The organism is Halolamina sediminis, from assembly GCF_001282785.1.
Classification (GTDB): domain Archaea; phylum Halobacteriota; class Halobacteria; order Halobacteriales; family Haloferacaceae; genus Halolamina; species Halolamina sediminis.
This window is the reverse complement of sequence record NZ_CVUA01000001.1, coordinates 327,283-347,080: the sequence shown is the minus strand read 5'-3', so window position 1 is coordinate 347,080 and position 19,798 is coordinate 327,283. Positions and strand designations below refer to the sequence as shown.

Below are 19,798 nucleotides of genomic sequence, written 5' to 3'. Positions count from 1 at the left end.
TCCTGACCGAACGTTCAGCTATGAGCTGGGACCGGTCGTCGATGCCCGAGCAGACCGACAGCACCGTCGTCGTCACCGGCGCGAACAGCGGGCTCGGCTACGAGGCCACCGAGGCGTTCGCGGGCCACGGCGCCGACGTAGTGATGGCCTGCCGGAGCCTCGACCGGGCCGAGGCCGCCGCCGAGGAGATCCGGGCGACCCTCGCCGACGGGCCCGCGTGGGCGTCGGCGCCCGACACGGGCTCGCTGACGGTGGTGGAGCTGGATCTCGCGGACCTGGACTCGATCGCACGCTTCGCCGAGCAGTTCGCCGAGCGGTTCGACGAGCTGCACGTGCTCTGTAACAACGCCGGCGTGATGGCGGTCCCCCGCGGGGAGACCGCGGACGGGTTCGAGCGCCAGTTCGGCATCAACCACCTCGGCCACTTCGCGCTCACGGGCTACCTCCTCGACCATCTCCGGGACACGGCGGGCGAGACCAGGGTGGTCACCCAGAGCAGCGGCGTCCACGAGCAGGGCGAGATCGAGTTCGACGACCTCCAGCGCGGGCAGTCCTACGACAAGTGGGACGCCTACGCCCAGAGCAAGCTGGCGAACCTCCTGTTCGCGTACGAACTGGACCGCCGGTTCGAGGCCGCCGGCGAGAACGTCACCAGCGTCGGCTGCCACCCCGGGTACGCCGACACCAATCTCCAGTTCCGCGGCCCCGAGGAGGAGGGGTCGACGCTCCGCCTGCTCGCGATGAAGGGTGCCAACGCGGTGTTGGGCCAATCAGCCGCCAAGGGCGCACTCCCGATGCTCTTCGCGGCGACGGAGGAGGGGATCTCCGGGGGAGAGTACGTCGGCCCCGGCGGGCTGCTGAACATGCGCGGCGCGCCGGAGAAACAGGAGTCGAGCGCGGCGTCGTACGACGAGGAGACGGCAGCACGGCTCTGGGACGTCTCCGAGGAGCTGAGCGGCGTCGAGTACGATCTCCCCGACGCGTAGCTACTCCGTCGAAAACCCGAAAAAGCGGTCCACGGCGTTCGCGACGCCGTTACTGGAACGTCGGCGCGGCGGGCTCCTGCTCCTCGGGGGGCTCGCTGCGCTTGAAGCGCTGCTCGATCTCCTCGTACTGCTCTTTGGTCTCCTCGGTCACCGAGGGGACCACCTCGTTCAGCGCGTCCTCGAAGTGGTTCATCGTCACGCGGACGTTGCCCACGCTCTCGGTGGCCTCCTCGGGGTCGACGCTGTTGATGAACTCTCGGGTGGCGTTCATCGACGCCTCGCGGGCCAGCGCCTCCAGATCGGCGCCGACGTAGTTGTCGGTACGGGCCGCGATGTCGTCGAGATCCACGTCGTCGGCAAGCGGCTTGTCACGCGTGTGGACGTCGAGGATCGCGCGGCGCGCCTCCTCGTCGGGCACGGGGACGTGGACGTGGCGGTCCAGCCGGCCGGGGCGGATCAGTGCGCTGTCGATCAGGTCCGGGCGGTTCGTGGTCGCGACGACGACCACGTCCTCCAGCTCCTCGAGCCCGTCGAGCTCCGTCAGTAGCTGGGAGACGACGCGTTCGCCCACGCCGGAGTCGCCGGAGTTCTTCCCGCGCTCGGTCGCGATGGCGTCGATCTCGTCGAAGAACACCACCGTCGGGGCGTTCTCGCGGGCCTTGCTGAAGATCTCGCGGACGCCCTTCTCGGACTCGCCGACGTACTTGTCCAGCAGTTCCGGCCCTTTCACCGAGATGAAGTTGCTCTCGGCCTCGTTCGCGACGGCCTTCGCGAGCAGGGTCTTCCCGGTGCCGGGCGGGCCGTACAGCAGCACGCCCTTCGCGCTGTCGACGTCCATCTGCTCGAACACGTCGGGGTAGTCGAGCGGCCACTGGATCGTCTCGCGCAGGCGCTCCTTCGTGCCTTCGAGGCCACCGACGTCGTTCCAGGTGATGTCTGGGACCTCGACGAACACCTCGCGCAGGGCGCTGGGCTCGATCCCACGCAGCGCCTTCTTGAAGTCGTCCTCGGTGACGTCGAGGCGTTCGAGCGTCTCGGCGTCGATCTCGTCGGCTTCGAGGTCGAGTTCGGGACGGAACCGCCGGAGCGCGATCATCGCCGACTCCTTGGCCAGCGACTCCAGGTCCGCGCCGACGAACCCGTGGGTGTTCTCCGCGAGCGACTCGATGTCCACGTCGTCGGCCAGTGGCATGTTGCGCGTGTGGACCTGCAGGATCTCCTCGCGGCCGTGGGTGTCCGGCACGCCGACCTCGATCTCGCGGTCGAAGCGGCCGCCGCGGCGCAGCGCGGGGTCGATGGCGTCGACGCGGTTGGTCGCGCCGATCACGACGATCTCGCCGCGCTCCTCCAGCCCGTCCATCAGGCTGAGCAGCTGGGCCACGACGCGGCGCTCAACGTCGCCGCCGGCCTCGTCACGCGCGGGGGCGATGGCGTCGAGCTCGTCCATGAAGATGATCGCGGGGCTCTGCTCTTGGGCCTCCTCGAACACCTCGCGGAGCTGCTCCTCGGACTCACCGTAGTACTTCGACATGATCTCGGGCCCCGAGATGGTGTGGAACGAGGCGTCGATCTCGTTGGCGACGGCCTTCGCGATCAGCGTCTTCCCCGTGCCCGGCGGGCCGTGCAGCAGCACGCCCTTCGGGGGTTCGATTCCCAGCCGGCCGAACAGCTCGGGGTGGCGCATCGGGAGCTCGATCATCTCCCGGACCTGTTCGAGCTCGTCGTCGAGGCCGCCGATGTCCTCGTAGGCCACGTCGGGGCCCTCGGTGGCCGAGCCGCCGGCGCCGGCCGCCGCGCCGCGCTCCTCGCGGATCTGCTCGGCGGGCTGCTGGCTGATCTCCACCTCGGTGGAGTCAGTGATCACGACCGTCCCGCTGGGATCGGTCTCGGCGATCTTCAGGGGCACCGCCTGCCCCTGCCCGCCCATCAGGCCGAAGCCCAGCGGCAGCTGGACGTCCTGCCCGGTCGTGACGGGCTGGCCGGAGAGCTCCTTCCGGACGAGGCTGCCGATGTCGCCGCGGATCCCCATGTTCTGGGGGAGCGCCACGGTAACGCTGTCGGCGGGGTTCACGTCGGCGGGCTCGACCTCGACGCGGTCGTCGATGCCGACGCTAGCCTCCTGTCGCAGCCGGCCGTCGATGCGCACGACGCCCGTGCCGTCGTCCTCCGGGTAGCCCGGCCAGACGCGGGCGATCGCGGCGCCCTGCTGGCCCTCGATACGGATGAAGTCGCCGCCGGAGAGATCCATCTCGTCGGCGGCGACGCGGTCGACCGCCGCCAGTCGGCGGCCCGCGTCTTTCTGCTTCAGCGGCTTGACCGTGAGCTTCATTTCGCTACCTCCACGGTCAGCACGCCGTTGTTGACGGTCGTCTCACGCGCCTCCCCCGGGAGCTCGAACTCCGACTCCGTCGTCGTGCCGTCCGGCCGCTCGATCACGACGATGGCGGTCTCGCCGACCGTGTCGACGGCGACCTCCCCCTCGGCGTCGGCGAGATCGAGCGCGACCACGAGACTCTCGTCGTACTCGTAGACCCGCCCGAACTCCTCGTCACTGATACTGCGTTGGTGAGTGGTCATTAGCTAACTCCAAGTAACCGGGGTAGCTATTTAACTCTTCCGCCAAGAAAACGCACGAGGGCGGCAGGTCGCAGGATTACGGGTGAGGTAGCGGTTCCATTCCGGTTCGCCCTCGCTGGGGTGCCCAGCGGTCCCGCGGATTTATGCTCGCCGCGGGTGACACGACGGTATGAAGCGGGTTTCGCATCACGACCGAGGGATCTCGTACCGTCGTTCGGGACGAACCGACGACGGACCGGGGCTGCTCTGTGTTCACGGGAGCGGCGGGAACGCGGGCGTCTGGAAGTCCCAGTCGCGGCTGGCCGACCGGACGCCGGTGACGGCGCTGGATCTGAGCGACCACGGCGAGAGCGAGTCGCTGCCCGCACAGGCGGGGTACGAGGCGCTGTCGGGCTACGCCGACGACGTGGTCGCCGTCGCCGAGGAGACTGGCGATCGCGTGCTCTGTGGCAACTCTCTCGGGGGGGCCGTCGCGATGCTCGTCGCGCTGGACCGCGATCTCGACCTCGACGGCCTCGTGCTCGCGGGAACGGGCGCACGCCTGCCGGTGCTCGACGACCTGCTCGTCTGGCTGGAGTCGGATTTCGACCGTGCGGTGGAGTTCCTGCACGGCGCAGACCGGCTGTTTCACGACCCCGACGACGAACTGGTCGAGATCAGCGAGGCGGCGATGCGCGAGACCGGACAGGCGGTCACCGCCCGGGACTTCCGGAGCTGTCACAGCTTCGACGTGCGCGACCGGCTGGAGGCGATCGACGTGCCGACGCTGGCGGTCGTCGGCGAGCACGACAAACTCACGCCGCCGCACTACCACGAGGCGCTGGCCGAGTCGATCCCCGACTGCGAGCTCGCGACGATCGACGACGCCGCCCACCTGGCGATGCTCGAACAGCCCGCGGCGTTCAACAGCGCGCTGGAGTCGTTCCTCGACCGGATCTGATGCCCGAACACGTCGCCACGACCGACCCCGACGGCGTCGACTTCGGCTGGGTGATGCAGATGACGTTCGTGCTGACGATCGTCGTCGGCGCGCCGCTGGTGGCGCTGCTGTCGACGCAGGTGGCGCTGCCCGACTGGGGCTCGCGGCTCTCCTTCGCGGTCCGCGTGGGCGCGCCGGTGTGGGTGCTCACGGGGCTCTGTGTCTACCTGTACGCGCGCCGGAACGCCGACGAGTAGCTCACTCGACCCACCGGAACCGCACGCCGGCCCGCTCGGCCGTCTCCCGATCGCGCTCCGAGTCGCCGACGAACAGCGCCTCGCCGGCGTCGACGCCCATCGCCGACAGCGTCGCGAGCAGCGGCTCGGGGTCGGGCTTGTAGCTCCCGACCGTGTCCCGACCGACGACCGCGTCGGGGGTGAGTCCGTGCCGATCGAGCGCGATCCGGCAGGCGGCCTCGCTGTTGAGCGAACAGACGCCCACGGGGCCGTCGTGGCCGCGGAGCTCCTCGGCCAGCGCCAGCGCGGGCGCCTCCCGGGCAGCGGCACGCTCGTGTTCCCCCACGACCGCCTCGAAGCGGTCGCGGTGGCCGGTGCGCTCGGCGAGTTCGAGCAGACTCCAGAGGTCGCCCTCACCGGCTTCGAGGCCGCAGTCACGGAGGTCGGCGGCGAGGTCGTCGCGCGCCCGCCCCCAGTCGACGGGGAGGGAGACGAGCGTGCCGTCGAGGTCGTAGACCACTGGGTGCATGTCGGGAGGGAGGCGGTTCAGCGAGAAAACGGTTTGGCACGGATAGCTGTCGGCACGTAAGGGAATCCACGTGCGGTCGCTCCCGGAGCCCCTAATCCAGCAGGTCCCGCGCGATGATCGTCTTCTGGATCTCGCTGGTCCCCTCGTAGATCGTCGTGATCTTCGCGTCGCGGTAGAACCGCTCGACGTCGAACTCGCTCATGTAGCCGTAGCCGCCGTGGATCTGGACGGCCTCGTTGGTCACGTCCATCGCGGCCTCGCTCGCGAAGTACTTCGCCATCGACGCGATCACCCGCGAATCTTCGCCCGCGTCGGCCTGCCGGGCGGCCTCACGACAGAGTAGCCGCGACGCCTCCACCTGCGTGGCCATGTCGGCGATCTTCTGCCGGATCGCGCCGATGTCGCCGATCGACTTCCCGAACTGCTCGCGCTCGCCGGCGTAGGCGATCGCCTCGTCCAGCGCCGCCTGCGCGACGCCGACGGCCTGCGAGGCGATCCCCAGCCGGCCGCCGGTGAGGATCTTGAACGCCGCCGAGAGCCCCTTCCCCTCCGGCGTGAGGCGGTACTTCTCGGGCACTTCGACGCCGTCGAACGTCATCCCCGTCGTGTCGCTGGCCCGCAAGCCGAGTTTGTGCTCCTTCTTACCGACCTCGACGCCGTCGTAGTCGGCGGGGACGAGGAACTGCGTGATCGACCCGCGGTCGTCGGCGTCGGTCTTCGCAAAGACGATGTACACGCCGGCGCGCTGCCCGTTGGTGATCCACTGCTTCTCGCCGGAGATGCGGTAGCCGTCCTCGGTTTTCTCGGCGGTGGTCGTCATCTCCGCGGGGTTCGAGCCCGCGCCGGGCTCGGAGAGACAGAACGCGCCGACGGGCCGGCCGTCGACCATCTCCGGCAGCCACTCCGCTTTCACCGCGTCGCTGCCGAACTCCGCGATACAGGAGGTCGCGAGGCAGTGGACCGACAGCGCGGTCGCGACCGCGAGGTGGCCGTAGGCGACCGCCTCGTTCACGACCGCGTAGGTGGCGCTGTCGGCGTCGAAACCGCCGTACTCCGTCGGGACGGTCAGCCCGGTCATGTCGAGTTCGGCGAGGTCGTCCCACGCGTCCTCGGGGAACGTCTCCTCGGCGTCGAGCTGCTGGGCCTCGGGGCGGAGCTCCTCGAGGGCGAACTCCTCGACGGCGTCCCGGATGGCGCGCTGCTCGTCGGTCAGCGCGGAGTCGGTCTGGATCTGCATGGCCGACTGATGGGCCGGGCGGCGCAAAAACGGTCCGACTCCGGGGCCTCAGTCGTCGTTCCGCAGGTAGCCCACTACGTCGAGCGGCGACGCCGGGATGCCGCCGCCCTGTGCGAACGTCGGACTCCCCCCGCCCCCGCCGCCGAACTCGTCGGTCACGTCCTGCACGACCGCGTTGGCGTCCCCCTCACCGTCGGTCGCGACGACGACGAACGTCTCGCCCGACGTGCCGGCGACCGCCACGCCGTCGACCTCCTCGCCGACGTACGACGCCAGTTCACCCTGTAGATCGTTCGGCGTCGCCCCCTCGACCGCACCGACGAGCCAGTGCCCGCCGGCACGCTCGACGGAATCGAGGTCGTCGAGCCGGTACGAGAGCAGTTCGGACTTCAAGTCGGCCACTTCCTCCCGGAGCTCGTCGCGTTCGCTCGTCAGTCGATCGACGGCGCCGGGGATGTCCGGCGGCGCCACGTCGAGGTTCGTCGCGGCCTCGCGGGCCGCGTCGTGGCGTTCGGCGGCGGCGTCGATCGCTTTCGGGCCGACGGCGAACTCCACCCGGGTCGCGCCCTCGCCGGGGTTCGACCGGTTCAGCACGTGGATCGGGCCGATCTCCTGAGTGTTCGAGACGTGCGTGCCGCCACAGGCCGCCACGTCCCACCCCTCGACCGTGACGATCCGCACTTCGTCGGCGTTGGCCATCGCCCCCTCCTCGGTCTTCGTGTTGAACGCCACCTCCTCGCGCTCGCGAGCGGTCTCGGGGCTCTGGTACTCCCACGAGACGGGCAGGGAGTCCCAGACCGCGCGGTTCGCGAGCTGCTCCATCTCGACCATCCGCGCGTCGGTGATCTCGGTGTCGGCGGTGAAGTCGACGCGGACGCTCTCCTCGCCGATGTCGAAGCCGGCGTACCCCACGTCGTCGAGCACGCGCCGGCCGGCACCGAACAGGACGTGGCTGGCGGTGTGGGCCCGCTTGCAGTAGGTGCGGAACGTCGCGTCGACGACGCAGTGGACCGTCTCCCCCGTCTCGAGGCCGGGCGCCTCGGCCAGCGTGTGGACGACGCCGTCGGGGGATTTCTGCACGTCGACCACGTCCACGTCGTCGATCACGCCGCGGTCGGCGGGCTGGCCGCCGCCCTCGGGGTAGAAGTACGTCTCGTGCAGCAGCACCTCGCGGCCGTCGACGGCCGCGACCTCGGTGTCGAAAGAGAGCGTCTCCGGGTTGTCGGGCGCGAGCGTCTGCATGGCTGCGGGAAACAGCCCGGACAGCAAAAATCCGTGGGCTGCGGCCATCCCCACCCGCCCCGGACCTGCCTACTCTGCCAGTTCGATCCCGAACCGGTCCTCCAGCTTCGCGATCACGGTCCCGCTCACGTCGGCGCGGACCGCTCGCCCCTCCTCGACGGCGAGCAGGTCGTCCTCGTCGATATCGAGTTCGTCGGCGACCTCCGCGGGCGTGAGGCCGGCGTCCTGCCGGGCCTCGGTGGCCAGGTCGCCGTAGTCGGAGACGAGGTAGGGGAGGCTGTCCTCGTCGTACTCGGCCCCCTCGACCCACTCGGTGTCGGGCTGGTTCGAGTCCATCAGCTTCGCGGTGTTCTGGGCCGCGCGCTTCTTGCGGTTCGTGCGCTCGCCGTCCCGCGTGCCCCCCTCCTGCTCGCGTTTCTTCTCGTCCTTGTTGCGGTTGGCACTCATCGGCTCGCAGTCCGAACAGACGAGCAGCTCCGCGCCCGCGACGTTGGCTTTCCGGAGCGACGCCGACTCCGTGCCGCAGAGCTCACACGCGTCGCCGTCGTCGCCGCCGCCACCGCTTCCGGTCGAGTACTTGGCCATGCGCCGGCTACGAGCCGGGCCGACATTAATTCGTGGTCGTCGGGCGGGTCATCTCTCCCGTCAGCCGACCAGCGCCGGCCCCGCGGTGACCAGCGCCACCCCGAGGACGATCAGCGCCGCGCCGACGACGACGCCTCGGGTCACCCGTTCGAGGTCGCCGAGCAGGAAGTACGCGAACGCAGTGGTGAAAAGCGGCGCCGTCGCCGCCAGCGGGTCGACGATCGCGACGGTCCCCTGCGGGTGCCCGAGCGCCGCGAACAGCGACAGCAGCGCGACCGCGGTGATCGTCCCGCTGCCCGCGAAGTACGCCCACGTCTCCCGGGGCGCGTCGCGGAACTCGCCCAGCCGCCCACGGGCGACCGCATAGCCCGCGAGCACGGCGAGCGCGGCAACTTCGTTGATCGCGACCGCCTCCAGCGACGTCACGCCCGAACTGGTCAGCCCGTAGCGCCGGAGCACGTTCCCGATCGCGAAACAGACCGCCGCCCCGACCGGAAAGAGGAGTTCGTACGACTCCCAGCCGCCGATATCGCCGCCCTTCCCGAGTGCGAGCACCGCGAGCCCGACCACGAGCACGACGACGCCGACGGCGGTCGTCAGCGCCGCCGGCTCGCCGAGGAAGCCGACCGCGAGCAGCGTCGCGAACAGCGGCCGCGCGGAGACGCCGGCGCTGTTGACGCTCGCGCCCACGCGGTCGACGCCCGCAAACGTCGCGAGCCGGCCGAGCGCGGTGCCGAACACGCCGGCGACGACGAACACGCCGACCGTCTCGACCGACAGCCCCGCGAACGCGCTCCCGCCCCTGAGCACCGCGAGTGCCAGCAGGTAGAGCCCGCTGTCGACGACCACGACGACCAGCGACGCCTGCAGGGAGGTGCCGCCCGCGGCCATCCCGCGCTTGGAGAGCACCGGCGAGAACCCCCACAACAGCGCCGGCACCAGCGCGAGCGCGTACACGACCGGCGGCGCGGCCAGTGCGTCTGCCATCGTCGACTCCTCCGTCGCGGCACTGAAGGAAACGTCGGTCCCGGCAGCGTGTGTCGGCCGGGACGCGTGCCGTCGACGGACCGGCCGTCACCCCGTCACGCCGTCGCGTACCGACGGGATTATGCGCCCCACGCCCGGGAGTTCCTCTAGGCGATGAAACTACACGAGTATCAGGCCAAGGAGGTGTTTGCCGACGCCGGCATCCCGGTACCGGAGTCGCGGCTCGCTTCCTCGGTCGACGAGGTCGTCGAGGCCGTCGGGGAGATCGGTTACCCCGCCGCGATCAAGGCACAGGTCCACGTCGGCGGCCGCGGGAAGGCCGGCGGCATCGAGATCGTCACGAGCGAGGACGAGGCCCGCGAGGCCGCCGAGTCGATCCTCGGCATGGACCTCAAAGGCTACACCGTCGAGCGCGTGCTCGTGGAGGCCGGCGTCGACTTCGTCGACGAACTGTACGTCGGCGTCACGATGGACCGCTCGGCCGGCGAGCCGGTCGCGATGGTCTCGACCGAGGGCGGCGTCGACATCGAGGAGGTCGCCGAGGAGACCCCCGAGGCGATCGCCCGCGAACACGTCGACCCCGCGTTCGGGATGCACCCCTACGAGTCCCGGAAGGTCGTCTACGAGGCCGGCGTCGACCGGCAGTTCGCCGGCGACGTGGCGAGTATCCTCCGGACCCTGTTCGACCTCTACGAGCGCTCCGACGCCTCCGAGATCGAGGTCAACCCCGTGATGATCACGGCCGACGACGAGGTCGTCGCCGCCGACGCCGTGATGAACATCGACGAGGACGCGCTGTTCCGCCAGCCCGAGCTCGCCGAGATGGAGGAGGACAGCTACACGGACGACCTCGAACGCAAGGCCGGCGAGTACGGCTTCGACTACGTCCGACTGTCGGGGAACGTCGGCATCATCGGCAACGGCGCCGGGCTCGTGATGACGACGCTCGACCTCGTCGACTACTACGGCGGCACGCCCGCGAACTTCCTCGACATCGGCGGCGGCGCCAAGGCCGAACGCGTCACCCACGCGCTGGACATGGTGTTCTCCGACGAGAACGTCGATTCGGTCGTATTCAACATCTTCGGCGGGATCACCCGCGGCGACGAGGTCGCCAAGGGGATCAACGAGGCCCTGGAGCAGTTCGACGAGATCCCCAAGCCGGTGACGGTCCGGCTGGCCGGGACCAACGCCGAGGAGGGGATGGAGATCCTGAACACCGACCTCGTGACGGTCGAGAAGACGCTGGAGTCGGCGGTCCAGCGTGCGGTTGCTGACGCCGAGGAGGTGAACCAATGAGTTCTATCGTACGATCACTCGCTCCCGACGGTCGCTCGCTCACGCACGATAACCTCACGCTCACCACGAGGTGGTTCGCGTGAGCATTCTCGTCGACGACGACACGCGCGTGGTGGTACAGGGCATCACCGGCGGGGAGGGGAACTTCCACGCCGAGCAGATGATCGAGTACGGCACCAACGTGGTCGCCGGCGCCGTCCCCGGCAAGGGCGGCCAGACCTCCGCGGGCGTCCCCGTCTACGACACCGTCCAGGAGGCCGCGATCGAGGAGGACGCCGACGCCTCCGTGATCTTCGTCCCGCCGGCGTTCGCCGGCGACGCGATCTTCGAGGCGCTCGACGCCCCCGTCGACCTCGCAGTCGCGATCACCGAGGGCGTCCCCACACAGGACATGGCGAAGGTGAACAAGCGCCTCTCGGAGGTCGACACCCGCCTGCTCGGCCCGAACTGTCCGGGCATCATCACTCCCGGCGAGGCCAAACTCGGCATCCTTCCGGGCAACATCTTCGCCGAGGGGAACGTCGGGCTCGTCTCCCGCTCGGGCACCCTGACCTATCAGGTCGTCGACAACCTCACCCAGCGCGGGATCGGCCAGAGCACTGCCGTCGGGATCGGCGGCGACCCGATCATCGGCACCTCGTTCATCGACGCGCTCGAACTGTTCGAGCAGGACGACGAGACCGAGGCTGTCGTGATGTGCGGCGAGATCGGCGGCGAGGACGAGGAGCAGGCCGCCGCGTACATCGCGGAGAACATGGAGACGCCGGTCGCCGGCTTCATCGCCGGCCGCACGGCGCCGCCGGGCAAGCGGATGGGCCACGCCGGCGCCATCGTCTCCGGTAGCGGCACCGGCACCGCCGAGAGCAAGATCGACGCGCTCAACGACGCGGGCGTCCCCGTCGGCGACACCCCCGAGGAGGTCGCCGACCACGTCGAGAGCTTCCTGTAAGCTACTCGTCGTCGGCCGCACCGCCGGTCCCGGGGACCGGTTCTCCCACGGGACCGACCTGTGGCTCCGTCGGTTCGCCGACCGTCGACGCGAGCACCGACGAGACGCCGCGGCGGAGGCGCTCGGAGAGGGCCTGTTCGGAGATGTCGAACTCCTCGGACAGCGTTCCGAGGTCCGTCTCGCGGGGCACCTCGAAGTAGCCCGCCCGCAGCGCCTCCCGAACTGCCGCGGCCTGTTTCTCGGAGAGCCCGTACTCGCTCCCCCCGGCGTCGTCGGCGTCGTGAGCCCGGAGCAGATCGACGGTGAACCCGTTCTCGCGGAGGCGACTGATGTACTCGGTCAGGGCCTCACGGTTCGGGAGCCGGAGTTCGAGCACCGCGCCGTCGACGGTCGTCTCGATCGAGAGCCGCGAGGCGCCGGTCTCGCGCTCGATCGGCGCGGGGTTGGTGGTGATCTCACGGTTGACGGTCACCTGGTAGAGCCGCCGGTCGCCGCGGTCGTCGATACACTCGTGTTCGCCGATCGTCGGGTCGTCGGGGAGCGCCGCCTCGAACGCCTCGAAGTCGCCGCCCGAGGCCCACACGAACAGCATGGGGTCGGAAGTCCGGTCGGCAGCGGTCGCCCACTCCCGTTTCAGGGTCATCTCGGGCGCCGCCTCCAGCGACGGCCGCAGCACCAACCACGCGTCGGCCAGGCGGAGTTCGGCGATGAGGCTCACGGCTCCCGCTTCGCCGGCCTGTTACTAAGGTTATGGGGCAGAACGAAAGGGGTGGACGGGAAGGGGGTCACACCCCGATTGTCAGAGGCAGCCCATCCGGCGTGAAGACGCCGGTGGACATGAACTTCTTCGACGGCGTCCGGGGTAGTCTTTTGGCTTGTGTGGTACGGGTTTTATAAAATACGTACGCCGTTCATCCGGGTGGCGTCCCCGAGCCCGACGCGTCGACCCGCCCGACGCCGGGGGGGCGCTCGTGCCCGTCGAGTTCGCCGATCGTCGACTGCAACACCGCGGCGACGCCGCGTCGGAGCCGCTCGGAGAGCGCCTGTTCGGAGATGTCGAACGCCTCGGCCAGCGTATCGAGGTCAGTGTCGCGGGGCGTCTCGAAGTAGCCCGCCTCCAGCGCCGCACAGAGCGCCTCGACCTGTTTCGCCGAGAGGTCGTACCGCTCGTGTTGGTCGTCGGCAGGGTACGCCCGGAGCAGTTCCACCTCGTAGCCGTGGTCGCGGCAGCGGGCGATGTACGCCGCCAGCGACTCGTGGTCGGGCAGCCGCTCCGTGACGATTGCGTAGTTCGCCCCCGTCACCATCCGAAGCTGGGAGGCGCTGGTCTGTCGGTGTAACACGCCCGGGTCGATGAGGCCTGAGGTGTCGTCGAGTACGACCTCGTACAGCCGCCGGTCGCCGCCGTCCTCGATCAGCTCGAACTCCTGTACTGTGGGATCCTCGGGCAGCGCCGACTCGAACGCCTCGAACTCTCCGCCCCGGGCCCAGAGGAATACGACGGGGCCGACCGGGGCGGAGACGCTGTACTCGGTTTCGACGCGCATCCCGGGGGCCGCCTCCAGCGCCCGACCCAGTGCGAACGGGTCGCCGGAGATCCGGAGTTCGGCGATCAGGGTCATGGCCGTCGGTTCGACCCCCCGTCACTAAGCTTGTGGGACGAGTTCCCCGGGAAGCCAGCCGACCGAACGGGCGCCACGGCCTCACTCGAACAGCGACCCCAGCGCCGAGAGCTCGACGCGGTCGGCGTCGACCGCCGCGCCACCGGTGCCGAACCCGCGCCCGGTCGCCACCAGCGCGGCCGTGTCGCCGTCCTCCAGCGCACCGCGCTCCCGGAGGGGCGACAGCGCGGCCAGCGTCGTCGCGGAGGCGGGCTCGACCGCCACCCCCGCGCCCGCGAACCGCTCACCCGCCCGCTCGATCGCGTCGTCGTCGACCGCGACGACTGCGCCACCGGTCGCCCGCGCGGCTGCCAGCGCCCGGTTCCCGCTCGGCGGGTCGGCGTTGGCGATCGAGTATGCGATCGTCTCGCCGCCCTCGACGGCTGTCACTTCGTCGTCGCCGCGCGCGAACGCCTCCGCGATGGGCGCACACGCGGCCGCCTGTACGAAGCAGAGCTTCGGCGCCGAGTCGAGCAACCCCGCGGCGGTCAGCGTCCGGACCGCCTGCCACGCGCCGCTGGCGTGGCCGCCGCTGCTGACCGGGAGGACGAGCGCGTCGGGTGCCGGCGACTGTCGGCCGGCACCGGAGAAGTCCAAGTTCACGTCTCCGCGTCGATGGAACTGCGCCAGCACTTCCAGCGCCGTCGTCGCCTGGCCCGCCACCCGCCACGGGGCGTCGCTGTTCAGGAACCGTACGCCGGCTTTCCGGCCGACGGCGAGCGACTCGTAGTAGAGCCGCCCGTAGTCGCCGTCGACGCGCACCAGCCGCGGGTCGTAGCGCGCGATCGCGGCTAGCCGCTCGTCGGCGATGTCCGCCGGCACGAGCACGGTGCAGTCCATCCCCGCCGCAGCCGCGCCCGCGGCGACGCTCTCGGCCATGTTGCCGTGGGAGACGGTGCCGATTCGGGTCTCGCCGCGTTCGACCATTTCGGCGACGCCGAACGCCGTCCCGCGGTCCTTGAAGCTCCCGGTGGGGTTCAGCCCCTCGTGTTTCACGTGGACGCTGACGCCCTCGGTGTCGAGGGACTCGGTGCGAAACAGCGGCGTTCCGCCCGCGGCGGTCGGCAGCCCCGCCGGCGGTTCGGGCTGGTCGAGGCCGAGCAGCGGCAGGGCGTCCCACATCGACTCGACGCGGGCGGGCCAGGAGTCGGGCACCGACTCGGGGTCGGTGTCGAGCCAGAGCGGTTCGCCGCAGTCACACCGGACCCGGCGCTCGTCGTCGGTTCGATTCCCACACTGCCAGCAGACGCGGCGCATGGCGGGGGCTCGGGCTGGCGCGTGCAAGAAGGGTCGGGTCGCTGCCCGGCCGTGGACGCCGGCGCCCCCGGACTACCGGGGAGAGCGGCTTATTTATATCGGGAGACCGGAGCCCGCCCCATGCCGACGGCCCCGCTGAGCGAGCTGGTCCCACTCGACGCGGGCGATCGCCGTATGGACGTACTGGTCGTCGACGACGACGAGCAGGTGGCCGAGATGACGGCGACGTTCCTCGAACGTGAGCTGGCGGACGCTCGGACGACGACGCTGACTGACCCGGCGGCGGCGGTCCCGACGCTCCGGGCGGAGCGGTTCGACTGCATCGTGAGCGACTTCGACATGCCGCCGCTGTCGGGGCTCGAACTGCTGGAGCGCGTCCGCGGCGCGGGCATCGAGATCCCGTTCGTGCTGTTCACGAGCAAGGGCAGCGAAGAGATCGCCAGCCGCGCCATCTCCGCCGGCGTCGACGAGTACCTCCAGAAGGGCGGGCCGGAGACGTACTCGGTGCTCGCGAACGCCGTCGAGAACCTCGTCGAGAAACACCGGGCCGAACAGGAGCTCCGGCAGGGGTACCGCGCGCTCGAGTCCGCCGAGGAGGGGATCGGGATCATCGACGAGGACGGCGTCTACCGCTACGTCAATCAGGCGTACGCCTCGGTCTACGACCGCGACCGGACCGAGCTGATCGGCGAGCACTGGGAGCAGCTCTACCCCGACGACGAGACCGAGCGCTTCCACGAGGAGATCCTCCCCGAACTCGAACGCGAGGGGTCGTGGCGGGGGCTCTCGACGGGGATCACGAGCGACGGCGAGCGCGTCCCGGAACGGCTCGTGCTGACGCAGATGGACGACGGCGGCCACGTCTGTATCCTCCAGGAGGTCAGCCGGGGCGAGCGGGTCGAGGCGCTGTTCGAGCTCTCGCCGGACATCGTCGCCGTCCACGACGCCGACGGCGACATCCTCGACGTGAACCGCCGGGCCTGCGAGGAGCTCGGCTACGAACGCGACGAGCTCGTCGGGATGTCGGTCTGGGAGCTCGACGCGACCGCCGACCCCGAGCGCGCCCGGTCGTTCTGGCAGGAACTGCCGATCGACAGCCCGCGGCGGTTCGAAGCCCGGCTCCAACGGGCAGACGGCTCGACGTTCCCCGTCGAGGTCCATCTGATCCGGCTGACGGTGAACGGCCAGGACCGCTTCGTCGCCATCGACCGGGACATCACCGAACGGAAGGCCCGCGAGGAGGAGCTGCTCCGGAAGAACGAACGGTTAGAGGAGTTCTCCAGTGTCGTGAGCCACGACCTCCGGAACCCCCTGCAGGTCGCACAGGGCCGGCTCGAACTGCTCGCCGAGGAGGTCGACAGCGAGCATATCGAGGACATCCGCGGCGCGCTCGACCGGATGGGGACGCTGATCCACGACCTGCTCGCGATCGCACAGGAGGGAGCAGACGCGATGGAGTTCGAACCCGTCGCCGTCGAGTCGGTCGCCCGGGAGGCGTGGGGCACCGTCGAGACCGACGACGCCTCGCTGGTCGTCGAGGAGGATCGCGAGATCGAGGCCGATCGAGACCAGCTCCGCCAGCTGTTGGAGAACCTGTTCCGCAACAGCGTGGAGCACGCGGGCCACGACTCCACCGTAACCGTCGGCGCACTCCCGGACGGCTTCTTCGTCGCCGACGATGGCCCCGGCGTCCCCGAAAGCGAGCGCGAGGCGGTGTTCGACCCGGGCTACTCCACCAACAGCGAGGGAACGGGGCTCGGGCTGAACATCGTCCGGAGCGTCGCCGACGCCCACGGCTGGACGGTGTCGCTGGCCGCGAGCGACGACGGCGGCGCCCGCTTCGAGATCACGGGCGCCACGTAGCGCTCAGCGCTCGTCCCGGACCGCCACGAGCACCGGCACGTCGACGCTCCGGAGCACCTTCGACGCGACGCTGCCCAGCAGCGTCCGCTTCAGGTTCCCGCGGCCGTGTGAGCCCATCACGACCGCGTCGACGGCGTTCTCCTCGACGTACGTCTCGATCTCGGCGGCGGCGCCCGCCGTGGCTGTCTGTGCCACCGCAGTTCGGACGTTCACCTCGGCGTACTCCGCTCTGAGCGCGTCGGCCACCTGCTGGACGGCCTCCTCGCCGCGCTCCTTCAGTCGCTCGACGAACTTGGGGCGGAGGCCACCGGCGTCGAACGCGCCGCCGGCGTCGGTGAGATCGACGACGTTCAGCACGTCGACCGTCCCGTCGTCGATCCGGGCGAGTTCGGCGGCGTGGGGTAGCGCCAGTTCGGCGTTCTCGCTCCCGTCAGTCGGCAGAAGCAGGCGGTCGGCCGCGAACGACTGGGCCGCGTCGGGGACGACGAGTACCGGGGTCTCGCTGTGGTGGAGCACCTGCTCGGTCACGCCGCCGAGCAGCCGCCGCTTCACCCCCGAGAGCCCCTGTCGACCGACGACGACGAGGTCGGCCTCACTCGCGTGGTCAGTCAACTGTGTCGCCGGGTCGCCCGTCGCCAGTTCGTCCGCGACAGGGTGGCCGACCTCGTCGGCGATCTTCTCGATCCCCGCCAGCACGGCCGCCCGCTCCCGTCGGAGTTCGGTCTCTTCGTCCGATCCCGCAGCGAGGTCGAGCGCGCGCCCCTCGACGACGTGGAGCGCGGTCACCGACGCGTCGACACGCGACGCGAGTTCGAGTGCGTACCGCGCCGCCCGCTCGGACGCTTCGCTGCCGTCGACGCCGACCATGATGTGGTCGTACATGACTGAAACGTCACAGGCATCGCCCTTACCGTTGCCGCCACGATTCCGGGCTACTCCCGGATCGCGCGGCGCCGCTCCGCAACGAGATCGAACGCCTCCTCGGTGTCACCCAGCACGAGCAGCGCGTAGTAGCGCAGGTACGTCTGGACGGGGACGGCGATCACCAGCGAGATGGCGATCACCGCGACGAAGAACAGCGCCACGACGACGAGGAGCACCGCGCCACCGACGATATCGGACACCGAGAGCAGCACGCCACCGGCGATCCCGACCATCACCAACGGGATCGCGAGCACCACCAGGCCGATGGCGGTGACGACGCCGACGAGGATGCTGACCGCGATCGAGAGCACGATCCGGAGGACGGCGTAGGCGAGGTACTCCTTCCACTGGCCGGTCATCGTGGGCCAGAACCGCTTCCAGGCGCCGAGGACCGTCCGGTCCTCCGCCACCATCACCGGGACGACGAACTGCGTCGTGAAGCCGGTGAGCAGCCCGCTGATCATCGCGACGACGAGCGCGACCCCGATCGCGAGCAGGAGCACGGCGACGGAGAACTGCCCACCGGCGAACAGCGGCCAGAGCGCAGCGACGATCGCGCCGCCGGCGACCGCAAGCGAGAGCAGCCCGACGACCAGCCGGAAGCCGAACAGCCGGACGCCCTGCCGCCAGCGGGCGCCCCAGTACTCCCGGATCGAGACGCGCTCGCGGCGCAGCGACTCGACGAACACGAACTCCATCACCGCGCCGATGAACCCCAATATCAGGCCGAGCAGCAGTATGGTGCCGACGATCGCGCCGACGATCGCCCACTCGGTCGGGGTGAGCGCGTTGACGATCTCCGAGTAGCTCGGCAGCTGCCCCGGTTCACCCGGGCTCTCAGTCGACGACGTCCCCCCGCCGAACTGGAAGGGGTTGACCGCACCGGTGCCGCCGAGGAAGAACACCACGAACGCGAGCTTGAGCCAGCGGCCGAGGTCGAACGGCCAGAGGAACGACCGCGTGGCGTCGATGGCGTCGTCGACGTTCTCCAGAGCGTACAGCGTCATCGAGTTACCCCCATCGACGGGCTGGGCTCGGCGAGCAACACTCGGGGACCGCGTTGGAGGGACATACGCTCGTCTGTCGGTTCGCAACGAGATATAGCTTCGGCCCTGTTTGCGGCGTTCGGACAGTGACAAAGCGACGACGTGAGGCGTAGACGGGGACGCGAGTGGTGGCGGGGCGTGAGGGAACGGACGAGGGCCGTGACGCCCGTACGGCCCCGCACTCGAGACCCCGCGCCGTCGGGCACCGCCGACCCCGAGAGGGGCAAGGGGTATATGCGCTGCAGCCCATTTATGAACGTCAACATGGTACACAATACCAAACGTCTCAGCAGGCGGGACATGCTCCGAGCGACCGGCGTCGCCGGTATCGCGGCGACCGCGGGCTGTGTCGATCTCGGCGGCGGCGGCGAGAGCGGCCCCTACGAGATCGGGATGGTGGACTCCCAGACCGGATCGCTGTCCGCCTTCGGTGAGCGGAACCAGCGGGGTCGCGACCTCGCGCTGTCGGCCGTCAACGACGTCGGCATCGGCGGGCGCGAGCTCTCGATCAGCGTCCAGGACTCCCAGAGCCAGCAGTCGACCGGGGTGAGCGCCGCCCAGCAGCTCGTCAATCAACAGGGCGTGCCGTTCCTCATCGGCGCGGTCGGCTCCGGGGTCTCGATCGCGATCTACCAGAGCGTGATCGAGGGGACCGACGTGGTCCAGCTCTCACAGAACTCCACGAGCCCCGGCCTCACCGACTACCCGGGGCTGCTCCGGATGTCGCCGACCGGGCGCACGCAGTCCTCCGCGCTCGCGGACATCATCAGCGAGGACGGCAACGAGTCGGTCGCGCTGACGTACGTGAACAACGACTACGGCTCCGGCATCACGCAGGCGTTCCGGGACGCCTACGACGGGGAGATCCTCTACGACTCCTCTCACGACCAGGGGCAGTCCTCCTACAGCAGCGTCGTCAGCCAGATGGCGAACACGGACGCCGACGCCTGGCTGTTCATCACCTACCAGCCGGAGTTCACGACGATGACCCAGGAGGCGTACAGCAGCGGCGTCGAGGGGCAGGCGACCTGGTACGGCGCCGACTCCGTCCAGGGCTCGGACGTGCTCGACAACACGCCCGAGGGGAGCCTCGAAGGGATGAAGGTCGTCCTCCCGTCGGCGCCGGTCGATCAGGAGAACTACCAGTCGTTCGCCTCCGAGTTCGAGTCCGAGTACGATCGCGAGCCCACGGTGTGGGCGGCGTACGCCTACGACTGCGTGGTGACGGCCGCGCTGTCGATCCAGGCCGCCGACGAGTTCACCGGCGCGGCGCTGGGCGACGTGGTCCGGGACGTCACCCGCCCGGAGGGCGAGCAGGTGACCTCCTTCGAGGCCGGAAGCGAGATCCTCGCCGACAGCGGCAGCGCCAGCGACGTCGATTACCAGGGCGTCAGCGGCCCGATCGACTTCGACGAGAACGGCGACCCCGTGGCGTACCTCCAGATCCTCACCGTGCAGGATCACGAGTACGAGTCGACGGGCTTCATCACGGGCGAGTAAC

19 protein-coding genes are annotated in these 19,798 nt (G+C 69.9%); 7 read left to right on the top strand and 12 right to left on the bottom strand.

What is annotated here, in order from left to right; translation table 11 throughout:
- Positions 1 to 20 precede the first annotated feature (20 nt).
- A complete protein-coding gene (locus BN1959_RS01815) occupies positions 21 to 986 on the top strand; it encodes an oxidoreductase (protein ID WP_053947018.1) in 966 nt (321 codons plus the stop codon).
- A gap of 49 nt (positions 987 to 1,035) precedes the next feature.
- On the opposite strand, the gene BN1959_RS01810 is transcribed toward BN1959_RS01815, so the two are convergent.
- Both BN1959_RS01810 and BN1959_RS01805 read right to left on the bottom strand, forming a co-directional pair.
- Positions 1,036 to 3,315: a CDC48 family AAA ATPase gene (locus BN1959_RS01810; RefSeq protein ID WP_053947017.1), complete on the bottom strand. Its 2,280-nt coding sequence runs from the start codon at positions 3,313 to 3,315 to the stop codon at positions 1,036 to 1,038.
- Positions 3,312 to 3,563, bottom strand: a complete 252-nt coding sequence (locus BN1959_RS01805; RefSeq protein ID WP_053947016.1) for a DUF7127 family protein — start codon at positions 3,561 to 3,563, stop codon at positions 3,312 to 3,314. The genes BN1959_RS01810 and BN1959_RS01805 overlap by 4 nt, the downstream gene beginning before the upstream one ends.
- A 169-nt stretch (positions 3,564 to 3,732) precedes the next feature.
- On the opposite strand from BN1959_RS01805, the gene BN1959_RS01800 reads away from it, so the two are divergent.
- Entirely contained in the window at positions 3,733 to 4,503 is a 771-nt protein-coding gene (locus tag BN1959_RS01800) for an alpha/beta fold hydrolase (RefSeq protein WP_053947015.1), read from the top strand.
- The gene (locus BN1959_RS01795; RefSeq protein ID WP_053947014.1) at positions 4,503 to 4,739 is read left to right on the top strand and encodes a DUF5822 domain-containing protein; all 237 of its coding nucleotides are present in this window, start codon (positions 4,503 to 4,505) and stop codon (positions 4,737 to 4,739) included. The genes BN1959_RS01800 and BN1959_RS01795 overlap by 1 nt, the downstream gene beginning before the upstream one ends.
- A 1-nt stretch (position 4,740) precedes the next feature.
- On the opposite strand, the gene BN1959_RS01790 is transcribed toward BN1959_RS01795, so the two are convergent.
- The 5 genes from BN1959_RS01790 to BN1959_RS01770 all read right to left on the bottom strand — a co-directional run bounded on the left by BN1959_RS01790 (position 4,741) and on the right by BN1959_RS01770 (position 9,298).
- Positions 4,741 to 5,247: an HAD family hydrolase gene (locus tag BN1959_RS01790; protein ID WP_053947013.1), complete on the bottom strand. Its 507-nt coding sequence runs from the start codon at positions 5,245 to 5,247 to the stop codon at positions 4,741 to 4,743.
- A gap of 91 nt (positions 5,248 to 5,338) precedes the next feature.
- Positions 5,339 to 6,484 carry an acyl-CoA dehydrogenase family protein gene (locus BN1959_RS01785; protein WP_053947012.1) on the bottom strand — a complete coding sequence of 382 codons (1,146 nt, stop codon included), beginning with the start codon at positions 6,482 to 6,484 and terminating at the stop codon, positions 5,339 to 5,341.
- A gap of 48 nt (positions 6,485 to 6,532) precedes the next feature.
- Positions 6,533 to 7,726: a serine-tRNA(Ala) deacylase AlaX gene (locus tag BN1959_RS01780; protein WP_053947011.1), complete on the bottom strand. Its 1,194-nt coding sequence runs from the start codon at positions 7,724 to 7,726 to the stop codon at positions 6,533 to 6,535.
- 69 nt (positions 7,727 to 7,795) lie between these two features.
- Positions 7,796 to 8,311: a helix-turn-helix domain-containing protein gene (locus tag BN1959_RS01775; RefSeq protein ID WP_053947010.1), complete on the bottom strand. Its 516-nt coding sequence runs from the start codon at positions 8,309 to 8,311 to the stop codon at positions 7,796 to 7,798.
- A 60-nt stretch (positions 8,312 to 8,371) separates the two neighbouring features.
- Entirely contained in the window at positions 8,372 to 9,298 is a 927-nt protein-coding gene (locus BN1959_RS01770) for a DMT family transporter (protein WP_053947009.1), read from the bottom strand.
- A gap of 153 nt (positions 9,299 to 9,451) precedes the next feature.
- On the opposite strand from BN1959_RS01770, the gene sucC reads away from it, so the two are divergent.
- Positions 9,452 to 10,597: an ADP-forming succinate--CoA ligase subunit beta gene (gene sucC, locus BN1959_RS01765; protein WP_053947008.1), complete on the top strand. Its 1,146-nt coding sequence runs from the start codon at positions 9,452 to 9,454 to the stop codon at positions 10,595 to 10,597.
- A 79-nt stretch (positions 10,598 to 10,676) separates the two neighbouring features.
- Positions 10,677 to 11,546 carry a succinate--CoA ligase subunit alpha gene (sucD, locus tag BN1959_RS01760; protein WP_053947007.1) on the top strand — a complete coding sequence of 290 codons (870 nt, stop codon included), beginning with the start codon at positions 10,677 to 10,679 and terminating at the stop codon, positions 11,544 to 11,546.
- 1 nt (position 11,547) lies between these two features.
- Here sucD and BN1959_RS01755 read toward each other — a convergent pair whose 3' ends face one another.
- The 3 genes from BN1959_RS01755 to BN1959_RS01745 form a co-directional block, all read right to left on the bottom strand.
- Positions 11,548 to 12,264, bottom strand: a complete 717-nt coding sequence (locus tag BN1959_RS01755; RefSeq protein ID WP_053947006.1) for a helix-turn-helix domain-containing protein — start codon at positions 12,262 to 12,264, stop codon at positions 11,548 to 11,550.
- Positions 12,265 to 12,457: 193 nt separating this feature from the next.
- Positions 12,458 to 13,168, bottom strand: coding sequence for a helix-turn-helix domain-containing protein (locus tag BN1959_RS01750; RefSeq protein ID WP_053947005.1), 711 nt, complete (start codon positions 13,166 to 13,168; stop codon positions 12,458 to 12,460).
- Between the two features lie 81 nt (positions 13,169 to 13,249).
- Positions 13,250 to 14,464, bottom strand: coding sequence for a threonine synthase (locus BN1959_RS01745; RefSeq protein WP_053947004.1), 1,215 nt, complete (start codon positions 14,462 to 14,464; stop codon positions 13,250 to 13,252).
- 120 nt (positions 14,465 to 14,584) lie between these two features.
- Between BN1959_RS01745 and BN1959_RS01740 the strand changes: the two genes are divergently transcribed.
- Entirely contained in the window at positions 14,585 to 16,327 is a 1,743-nt protein-coding gene (locus tag BN1959_RS01740; protein ID WP_053947003.1) for a hybrid sensor histidine kinase/response regulator, read from the top strand.
- Positions 16,328 to 16,330: 3 nt separating this feature from the next.
- Here the strand turns inward: BN1959_RS01740 and BN1959_RS01735 are convergent, their stop codons facing one another.
- Together BN1959_RS01735 and BN1959_RS01730 are read right to left on the bottom strand one after the other, a co-directional pair.
- Entirely contained in the window at positions 16,331 to 17,209 is an 879-nt protein-coding gene (locus BN1959_RS01735) for a universal stress protein (RefSeq protein ID WP_053947002.1), read from the bottom strand.
- Between the two features lie 50 nt (positions 17,210 to 17,259).
- Positions 17,260 to 18,258: a DUF7544 domain-containing protein gene (locus BN1959_RS01730; protein WP_053947001.1), complete on the bottom strand. Its 999-nt coding sequence runs from the start codon at positions 18,256 to 18,258 to the stop codon at positions 17,260 to 17,262.
- A gap of 303 nt (positions 18,259 to 18,561) precedes the next feature.
- Here BN1959_RS01730 and BN1959_RS01725 point away from each other — a divergent pair, with 303 nt between their 5' ends.
- Positions 18,562 to 19,797 carry an ABC transporter substrate-binding protein gene (locus BN1959_RS01725; protein ID WP_053949293.1) on the top strand — a complete coding sequence of 412 codons (1,236 nt, stop codon included), beginning with the start codon at positions 18,562 to 18,564 and terminating at the stop codon, positions 19,795 to 19,797.
- Position 19,798: the final 1 nt, after the last annotated feature.